The following is a 9,512-nucleotide window of genomic DNA, read 5'->3' on the forward strand; positions in this document are numbered from 1 at the left end:
CGCCGCCATCCCCAACTTTCGGCGCAACGCCGTGAAGATCGCCGTCGGCGGCATCTACGACCTCCGGCAACATCTCGACGACGTCATTCTGCCGGTGCTGCGGTACTGGCGGATCTTCGAGCGCGACGACTTCACGGGCGCGGGCCTGCAGCTGCGCGACGACCTCGCGGTGTTCCTCGCGCACATGGAAGCCGAGTCGTCGAAGTTCGAGGACTCGAAGGTCCGCTACCTCGAACGTGGTGCGGCCAAGGCGGAGCGGGCGGCGGCGCGGCTCTTGGTTGGCTGAGTTCGCCTCCGCTCAACCACCGCTCTCGGAAGGCCATTCGTCGTCAGACACTTCGCCCGTGCACTCGGTGTCCCACTCGCCGATCGAATGAAGAAGCTCGTCGGTCTCGCCCTCTGCCGCGCTCACAGTGGTCGGGGCCGACAGCTCGGCTATCAGGCTCCCAAGCACGTCTCGGGGGACGGCGCAGTGCCGCGTGCGGGCGCTGACTGGACGGAGCTCGACGGGGCCCTTCAGTGCCCTGCCGCGAAACTTGTCGGTCGGTGAACCGACCCGATAGACGATGCGCACGGCGAGTCCGGGGTGTGCGGAGACCAGTGCCTTGAAGTCGTCCATTGGAACGGTCCCGTACGTGGCGTCCAATAGCCACATCGCCGAGAGCGTCGCCAGTGCGCCGCTCCGTTGGTCGGCGTCTCCGTGCGCGCGGGCCAATGGGTACAGCACCCCGAATGCGCGGGAATGACCGGCCACCACGAGCCGCGACACCGTGCGGGTCCCGCCGAGGCGGTTGCCCACCTGGTCGATCGCTTCGGCCACTAGCAGGTTCAGCCGCTTCGGCTTGTTCAACCCGTGGGCGCTCCAAGTGCGATCATTGCCCTCCTGCAGCAGGGGGGCCACAACGATCATCGGTGCCCCGGCGTCGCGTACCGACCTGCCGACGGCAAACTTCTCGTCGGTGATCAAGCCGTCGGGGACCGATGAGAGCGCCCCACATGGGCTGAGGAGGCCGTGGACGTACACCATGACCTCGACCCGATCCTTGCCGAACGCCGCCGGCGGTACGAACACCGCCACCTTGGTGCCCGCGACCCGCGATCTGTAGTTCCAAGCCTTCCCGCCGGATCGTTCGGAGACCGGCGCCTCCTCCTGGGAGGCGGGTTGGCCCTGGTACTCCCAATGCCACTCCTCCGAGACGAGCTGCTTGAAGCCGAAGCGCCTTCCATTGCCTTCGGCCGTCAGCCACTTGTAGAACCAGGTCTCCCGCCACTTGGCGCGGTCGTGATCTGCCGTGCTGTTCGGCAGCCTGGGTGTCCGAACTTGATAGAAGTCGACGGCGATGCCGTTCTCGTGGTTGCTGTAGCCGGGCGCGGCAATTCTGGCTGGTATGCCGAAACCGCCGTCGGACTTCCCGGCGATCATGTGCGCCACGGCGGCCTCGGAATGCGGTCCACCGGCCAAGCGCTCCCGAGCCGCCTGGGACTGGTTGTAGTACTTGGGGAACAGCTCGAGCCAACGGGCGCGTTGTCGCGCCGTCGTCCGGTAGCCGCTCGTCGCCGTGATCCGCTCGGTCGATAGCGCATCCCGATCACCGCGTGCCCGTGCCTCGCGCAGCGCCGAATTGGCTGCCGCGATGAGCCGCCCCGCCGAGTCGGCCGTCGCAGGCAGCGTCCGGACCTTGTCGGTGCCGGGAATGTCCCGCAGCTCGTCGGGGCGGCGGCTGGGGAATGGATTGCCCTTCGCCCGTTTCGACCGCTTCAGGTGGGCAGTCATCACTCGGTTCCGAAAGGCGATCTGCTCGGGGGTACCGCGCCATCCGCCCACCGCTTCCTCGTCTTCGAGCCACTCATCGTCCCCGCGTTCCTCGGCGAGGGCCAGCTGATCGAGCTCGGCGCCGAGTGTCTCATCGGATGGATCCGCCTCGTCGAATTCAGCCGCTGACGTCGTCGAGGTGCCTATCGTTTCCTGGGCGATGCCGCGAGCCAATTCCTCTGGCGTGACGTTGATCTGAAAGTGCATGGTGTCCTTCGTGGTCGGCCAGCGACCACCCCACGCGAAGACTTGATGGCCGTCGAGCGTCCTGATGGCCTCCACTGCGGCGACCTGGCCGGGGGTGAAGGCCGTATCGGCCACCCCGCGCTGGACGTCGCGGCAACGCTCCTGCTTGGTAGCACCCGTCGAGAACTTCACCTCGCGCTTGTCCGGTGTCGGATTGTTGACGTTGCACCGTGGTCCCGCGTGGTCGATGTCGATGGCCAACCCGTAGGCATGCAGTGAGGCGGCGCGTTGACCGGTGATGTTGCGACAGACGTATACCCAGGCGCGGTGGACGTCGTATCCCGCTGCCGTCAAGGTCGATTCGAGTGCACGCCATGCTTCGACCGTCTTCGGATTGACGGGGGTGTTCCACTTGCCGAACAGGCGAAGTTGCACCATGCGGTTGGTGGCGCATCGGTAGTCGCGCCACGCAGTCCGCAACGCAGCAGTGGATCGGATGGGCGGGCGTGAGCCCGACGGGACCGCCGCGACCTCGCCTGCTTCCGAGGCTGCGCGGCGGTGCCCGCAATCCGCACACCCGCACTCGGACGTGTCGGCCGACTCTGTGAGAATCGGTTCGTAGTCTTCATACACGGTCATGTCAGCGCGCCGCCTTTCCTACGGCATCCTCGATCGCCTTGATTCCAGATGTTCGCAGAGTCTTGACGAATGACCGGAATGCGTTGCGGGTTCCGTGGATCTGGAACGTGACACCAGCGCGTTTGGCGATCGCGGGATCGGCCACGCTTGGGATCAGGGCTTCGAGGTCGTCGGCGATTTGGCATCGCACGGTTTCGTCGACCGCCCGGTACGCGACCTCGCCGAGTCGTCCCCACCGCCAGTCGAGCGTCTTCGTTCCGCGAGGTGATTGAAGCGGAATGTTCCGGTTGGAGGCCGTATCGGCACGGGGCACGAATCGCAGTGCGGCGAAACTCCTTCCGATGATGCCCCCCTTGATCGCGGTGACGGCTTCCTGACCCGGCAGTGGACGCTTGCCGAGTTTGGCTCCGATGCCACGAACGCGCTCGAGCTCACGCAGCGACGCGATGACTGCAGCCGTCGCCATCGTCGTGGTGGCGGCGCTGGCGGGAGTGACTACAGGGGCACACGCGTTGGGGCGGCTCGGGGTTCGACTCGCACGCCGAACTCCGAGGTGGCCATCGCCGACCGCTCGCCAACGGTACCCGCCCGTCGTCTCGCGCCCTTCTGGGTCGACGAAGGAGACGACGTCGAGGCCCTTGTTGTCGTGGTTGTGCAGGGCCAGACTGAGGATGTCCCCGACGGAGAAGTTCTTGGTGGCTTGGCCTCCGGTCTTGCTGATGTCCCCCTGGAGGAGTTCGTTTCCCCACAATCTGGATATCCAGCCGTACCACCACACTGCGGGCGGCAATTGCTGGCGCTCATCGAGTCGATTGAAGATGAACTGCGACATGTACCGAAGCAACGCGTCGTTGCTGCCCGGCATGTTCGTGTCATACCACTGTTTGATGTCGGCCCGCGGCGTTCGAACGTGACCCGCGGAGAATGCGTCCGTGAGGAAGTGACACGCGAAGGCGTCCTTGGTCAGCGCCCGCCGCCATGTGGTCGAGTCTCCGGTCTGACCGGCGGCCAGAGCGTCGACGAGTGCGTCCGAGTGGCCCTTCGTGTATGCCGCAAGCGCGGTGCCGCCCGCCGAGAAGTGCGACAGGTTGCGGCTTGCCAGCGCGAAGTAACGGTCGGTGACGGACTTCTTCTGCGCGGGTGTCGCTTCCGGCTCCTTGACTTGGTCGACCTTGAGGCCTAGACAGTGCCAGCGTGCCCATGCAAGCTCCGCCCGGCCTTGGGAGGTTCGCGAGAGTTCGTGGAGATCGTGGTAGGACGCAAAGTAGTCTCCTGCGAGTGCGACTACGTCGCCGTATGACAGCGCCTGCGGCGGCGACCCATACCCGATGACGGTTTGCGCGTTGCCAGAAGCCTTGTCGCCGATGTGTTTGTGCTCGGATCCGCCGAACTCCTCGAAGTCGAACTCCTCGGTGGTCTCTTCGATCACCGCCGACTCGTCGAGCTCGGCGGCGAATTCCGCATCAACGAGTTGGGCCAGCAACGCCGGATCCGTGGACTCCCATTCGTCGGCCTCCTCGAACGAGTCGGCATCCTCGGCGAGGGCATCGTGGATCGGGGCCTCCTCCAGGTGGTCCTCGTCGTCGTTCTCGTCGTTCTCGTCGTTCTCGTCCAGGGTCGTCTCGTCGTCGACCTCGGCGGTCCATTCCGTGGCGGCAAGCAGCCCTTCCCAATCGGCCTCGTCAACGGGCTCGGAGCTGAAGGGTTCGGCGCCCCATGCCTCCTCGGAGTCTGATTCGTACCCGTCGTTCGACTCGCCCGCGGGGCCAATCGCAGGAAGGTCGGCCGATGCATCAGCCAGAAGCTTCCACCCGAACCGCCGGGGGATCTCGCCGTGGCTGACGGTGGTGGGCTCGACGCGGAAACTCCGCGAGCGCGCACCGGCGACGGCTTGGGCCACTCGCTTGCTGTGCGCGGCAGTGCCTTCGCCTGCGCGATACACCACCCGCAGAGCTGCAGTGCCCGAATCCAATCGGCGTCGCACCCACGCAATGAGCGGTGCTGGATCGGAGTAGAGGGCGTCGAACGTGTGCACCTCGTCGGGGTCGGTGTGTCCGAGAATCTGCATCAGTGCCGCGCCACCGCCAGAATGGGCGGTCAGGATCAACCGACCCCGGCGGGCGGTGGCGCCGGCCTGCGCGTTGAATTCCGCGAGCGAGTCGTCGACCAGTCGTTGTAGCGCACCCGGCTTGGTGAGCGCGGGGAACGTGTAACGCTCTTGTTTGCCTCCACTCGGGTCATGGTGTCCGCGAGGAAGAATCAGCAGTGTCGGTGTCGTTCGGCCGATCTCGCGGGGGTGCTGTGGATCGACGAAGTCGAGGCCGCTCGCAGGTAGCTTCTGCCGGACGATGCTCATTCGCGCGCCCATACCCGACCAGCCGTGAAGGTGTACCACTACGTCGACCGTTTCGGGTCGATTCATGTCGTTCCACTTGAGGACCAGATCGGGAGCGGTGCCCGCGTGGCTTCGCAGCAACGGGTATCGGTCGAGGACGTGCTGTCTCGCGCGGATCTGCGTAGCGGGTCGGGGAGTGGATGGTACCGAAGCGCGAGTGTGGTTGGCCCGGATCACGGCGAAGTATCCGGACTGCTTGCCGTCGAGGCGTAGCCGGCCATCGGACTGGGTGCGGAGTGTCTTCGCGTCGACGTTCTGACGAACGTTTCCGCCGATCACCCGCAGCTCGCCGGGCCGGACTGCGGTGACCACGTCGCAATGAGTCTTTCGCGATCGCCGGTCAGCGATGTTGTCGTACGTTGCGCCGCTGTTCTCGCGTGCCGTGCACACCAGGTCGCCCACCTGGGGGGCGAGTTCAGTTGCACGGTAGGCCCAGAACGGATTGGTGGTGTCGTTGTCGAGACGATTGCGACGTGCGGCGCGGATGTAGTTCTGGTGCGCGGCCGAGTAGGCGAATGCATGGCCTGCCCCAGCGGTCTTCATCACCCAGGAGATGAAGACGGCACTCCACGGATGTCCCGCCTGGAAGTCGGCGCTCTGCAACTGGCCTGCCGAGACGTTCGTGCCGACGCCGGTGCGGTAGTAGTCCTGGAGGATCGGGGTGGCTGACGGATCGGTCTCGACCAGTGGCTTGCCACCCGCCGGGTGCCAGCGCCGGTACTCCTGCTCGGCGGTGGAGGCGATCGCTGCGGCAAGCGCCGATCCGGTCTTGCCGACCGGCTCGTCCGGTGGGAAGTGGCGCCGCGGAGTGTGGTAGGTGTCGAGTTCGCCGAAATCTTCTGTTGATCCCTCGAATTCCGGGTCGAGGAAGTTCTCGACGACGATGGACCCGTCCGTTTGGTATTCGCCGACCTCCTCGTCCGGGTAGTTCTCCCAGTCGGTCTCGTCTTCGCTGTCCCAGACCGACTCGTCCGTGTACTCCTCGTCGTCTAGCCAGGCCCCAGAAGCGAAATCGTCGACTTCCGCTTCGTCGGTGCCCGATGTGTCCGATTCGGTCATACTCGTCACGGTCACAACCCCTTCCCGTATTGCCCTTGCCCTGTGGCCCTTCCCGCATCGCTCATCCGTGCACTCCGACACGGGGCGTCATGGCACCTTGGCGATCAGCGTCATGACGTTCTTCAACGCGGCTGCATAGTTCGGCGCCGTGGCGTAGCCGCCTGCCGCGACTTCGTCGGCGAAGGCGTACGGATCGTCGCTGTGGGCGAACGCCTTCGCGTAGCGCGGGTGCTGGAGAACCTTGGCGTGGGCGTCGAAGGAGTCCTCCGGTGAGGCGAATGCTCGGAACCAGTCGCGGACCACGTAGTCGTAGCGACCGTCGGCACGCGGAGTCACCGAGAGCACCTCCGGGTACTTCACGTTTGACGACTTGTGGACTTCCTTGGTGGTGCAGAGCTTGCGTTGCGATTCCGGGATGGTCGTCTTTGCCTTGATGCCGAACATGTTGTTGCCGCACATCTGCTTGCCCCAGCCCGATTCGAGGGCGCCCTGGCCCATTGTCACCAGCCACGGCACACGGCTGCGCGTCTCGCTTGCCTGCGCGTGCGGGCGGTAGGTCCGGACGAACTCCGCGACATGCGTCGGTACGGATTTCACCGGCTTCATGCCACCGCCCTTGCGGTGACCCTCGAGTTCGGCCAGGACCCTTGTCTGGTCGAGGCCGTCGTACACCCATACTGTCGAGCGACCACGAACGTCGATGTGCACGTACGACTTACCGACACCGATCCCGATCTTGTCGCCGCAAGATTCGACGGCGAGCTTGGCGATCTGCATTCCGGACAATCCGGCGATGGTGATGTCAGCGGCCTGCCCGCTGCAGTGCCTGCTGTGGGTCGGAGACTTGCCCGCCCGTCGGTACACTTCGACGTTTCGACTCCACGAGCGATAACCGGAGGTGACCCTGACGGGTTTTCCGGCGCGATCACGGATGGCCTGCAGACATCGCACGAGGGCAAGGGAGATCCTCGCGCGGTCGTCGGCGCGGCCACCGCTGGACACCACTTCGCCGACGGTGAAGTTCGTAGAGAGCTTCTTGGCTCGGATAGCCGGGCCGGTGTCGAAGAGCGGCAACCCGGTGTCGTTCGGATCCCAGTGTTCTTCTCCCGCGCCGGTAGCCCCGGTCACGACGGAGAGCTCGAGACCCGAGGGGAATGCTTCGTCCATCGGGGCGAAGTCGTCGGGTGTCTCGCTCCACTCGTCGGCCGGATACTCGGCGGTCCAATCCGCCTGCTCCAGATCGATTTCCGACTCCTGTCGTGGATTGTCGAACCCAATGTCCGACAGTTCGGCGAACACGTCCGACCGAAGCGGCCACGCCGTGTCCTCCGCCAGGGTCGGCGGTGACCAGACGAAGACTGATCCGTTGGTACTCATGACATTCCAGGCTATTGAGGTGCGCGGCCTGTTCAGCCGCGCGACCCTACCCGGTGACCGTTGGTCGATGGAACGCCCGATGACGACCGCGGAGCGGGCGCAGGCGCTGGTGCGGCTAGACCCCCTGCCGGCAGCAATCTGGCCGGCTGCGCGGACCGCGCCGGTGGTCCTTGCGCCCGGCGCTGGGTCACGGCGAGAGCCTTGATCGGCTCGCCGGTCGCGGATTGCCAGAGATCGATGATGCGAAGTAGCTCAGATGCGATGTCAGGCGCGGTTGACCCAGAAACTGGATGCTTGTAAAGCGTTTCGGCGGCACTCGAGGCGTTGAACATGCCGATCTCGATCGCCCACATCAACGGTGAGATCTTGTCTGCGAGCTCGAACAATTCGCGTGCCTGACGGGAGGGCGCGATCCCGACCTTGGCGCCGATCGCGGTGAGGCGGTCCGCGGCGTTGCCGGTGAGACCGGCGTTCGCCGAGAGGTCGTCGACGACAGCGGTATCGTGCTCAACGGTCAGATGGAACCAGCTCAGCATCGTGACATACGCGAACTCGTCGCGGGACAACAACCCGCCCTGTCGCCTCAGCTGCAGCATCTCGCTTAGTGCCTGGCAGAGGTAGGCGATGTAGGAACTGTCAGTCGGCTTTGCGCCGGAGGTGTTGGAGTCGTTCTCGTACCCCAGCCATACCTGACGCAGCAGTTCGTTCCAGATCTCTAGGAATCTGACGTTGCTCGTGGCGCCCACATCACGCTTCCACGGTTGCCCTTGAACTGTGCCGCCGAGGGGGTGCGGCAGATCCAGCCCGAACATCCGCCAGTAGGCGCTACGCCGATTGATTCTCGCGTCGGGTCGCAACTGGCTGGTCATCGCTCCACCAGCGCTGAACAGCGGCGGGTCACGGAAGAACAGCTCTTCGGTGGATCGCACCCAGATCGCCGTTGCGGTAGTCGGAACCGGCAGAGTTTCACCGACGACGTAGCGCCTGACCACCTCTGCGAGTATCTCGAACAGTCCAGTCGATTCGACGAGGTAGGCGTAGAGCATGTGGCGCCAGATCGACGGTGTGCCGGAAATCGGCGTCCAGGGCTTGGGCTCCCAGCCGGTGATGGGAAAGCCGTCCCCGACGGGAGTGAGCTTGTCCAGTCCCGATGGGAACGTGGCAAGCAAGGTCTCAGAGAGGCGTGATCGGCTGACGATGTCTTCGAGCGGCTTGCTCGATGGCCCCAAGACTGCGCTCCACTCGTCGCCTGCGATGCCACCGGCGGACCACACCTCCTCCAACCACCGGCTGAGTTGCAGTGGGTTCACGGACAACACCGCGTTGGCGACGTCCTTGCCGCGTACGTTCGTACCGGACAATTGGTCTGTCTTGTAGTTGGTGAGTGTGCGGAACATTTGAGTCTCCCTGTGGTGCGAGGTGGTGGCTGGCAAGTGGATGGCTCAGGTGCGCCTGGGAATTGCGATACCGACGCGCGCCCCGCTCACATCGATCGCCTCGACGGCGACGAGCATGTCTGCCTCGTCCGACGACAGCGGAATCTCCTGGGGTGGCGTGCCCGCGTCCCGCGGATGCCCGATTCTCCCGCCGCCTGCCTTCAGCAGCGCGAACGCGGCAGTGGTATTCGGATACTGCCTGATGGTGAGCGTGCTGTCGCATTTGTGGCGCACGAGTTCGGGCGACTCGAAGAAGGCGCGGTCCTGGCTGCCCCCGAAGTCGCCGTGGGCATTGCGAATCGCAAGGTATTGCATCGTGATTCGCTTCTGAAGCGGGGTCAAGGTCGTTGCGCTGGCCGTGACCACACCGAGCAACTTCAGGACCTCCGCCATCGGCACCATGGTCGGTGAGTTGGCGGCGACGGTGGGTTGTGCCTCTGTCGAACTGGGGGACTCGTACCCGGTGGTCTTGTCCATTGCTTCGCTCCTGTCTTCCTACGCCGCGATCGATCGGTCGCCGCCGACGCGCCGCAGCCACGTCTCCATCTCGATGGGTGCTGTCTTCGAGTCCAGCCCGCGCAGCACGGTGAGGGCCAGGATTCGCATC

At 65.0% G+C, this 9,512-nt stretch carries 6 protein-coding genes; 1 reads left to right on the forward strand and 5 read right to left on the reverse strand.

The window, feature by feature from the left end:
• The coding region (locus ABW137_RS23445) for an acyl-ACP desaturase (protein ID WP_526403850.1) at positions 1-286 on the forward strand (286 nt) is incomplete at its 5' end.
• Between the two features lie 12 nt (positions 287-298).
• Here ABW137_RS23445 and ABW137_RS23450 read toward each other — a convergent pair.
• From ABW137_RS23450 to ABW137_RS23470, 5 genes are all read right to left on the reverse strand, one after another.
• Positions 299-2,638: a M15 family metallopeptidase gene (locus ABW137_RS23450; protein WP_526403851.1), complete on the reverse strand. Its 2,340-nt coding sequence runs from the start codon at positions 2,636-2,638 to the stop codon at positions 299-301.
• A gap of 1 nt (position 2,639) precedes the next feature.
• Positions 2,640-6,092 carry a DUF2272 domain-containing protein gene (locus ABW137_RS23455; RefSeq protein WP_526403852.1) on the reverse strand — a complete coding sequence of 1,151 codons (3,453 nt, stop codon included), beginning with the start codon at positions 6,090-6,092 and terminating at the stop codon, positions 2,640-2,642.
• 87 nt (positions 6,093-6,179) lie between these two features.
• Positions 6,180-7,469 carry a glucosaminidase domain-containing protein gene (locus tag ABW137_RS23460; protein ID WP_526403853.1) on the reverse strand — a complete coding sequence of 430 codons (1,290 nt, stop codon included), beginning with the start codon at positions 7,467-7,469 and terminating at the stop codon, positions 6,180-6,182.
• A 32-nt stretch (positions 7,470-7,501) separates the two neighbouring features.
• Positions 7,502-8,866, reverse strand: coding sequence for a hypothetical protein (locus ABW137_RS23465; RefSeq protein WP_526403854.1), 1,365 nt, complete (start codon positions 8,864-8,866; stop codon positions 7,502-7,504).
• Between the two features lie 45 nt (positions 8,867-8,911).
• Entirely contained in the window at positions 8,912-9,382 is a 471-nt protein-coding gene (locus ABW137_RS23470; RefSeq protein ID WP_526403855.1) for a hypothetical protein, read from the reverse strand.
• Positions 9,383-9,512: the final 130 nt, after the last annotated feature.

The organism is Mycobacterium sp., assembly GCF_040509115.1.
Classification (GTDB): Bacteria; Actinomycetota; Actinomycetes; order Mycobacteriales; family Mycobacteriaceae; genus Mycobacterium.

Coding starts and splice junctions, on each gene's coding strand:
- ABW137_RS23450 (WP_526403851.1), bottom strand. CDS start 2,638: ATGACCGTGTATGAAGACTACGAACCGATTCTCACAGAGTCGGCCGAC.
- ABW137_RS23455 (WP_526403852.1), bottom strand. CDS start 6,092: ATGACCGAATCGGACACATCGGGCACCGACGAAGCGGAAGTCGACGAT.
- ABW137_RS23460 (WP_526403853.1), bottom strand. CDS start 7,469: ATGAGTACCAACGGATCAGTCTTCGTCTGGTCACCGCCGACCCTGGCG.
- ABW137_RS23465 (WP_526403854.1), bottom strand. CDS start 8,866: ATGTTCCGCACACTCACCAACTACAAGACAGACCAATTGTCCGGTACG.
- ABW137_RS23470 (WP_526403855.1), bottom strand. CDS start 9,382: ATGGACAAGACCACCGGGTACGAGTCCCCCAGTTCGACAGAGGCACAA.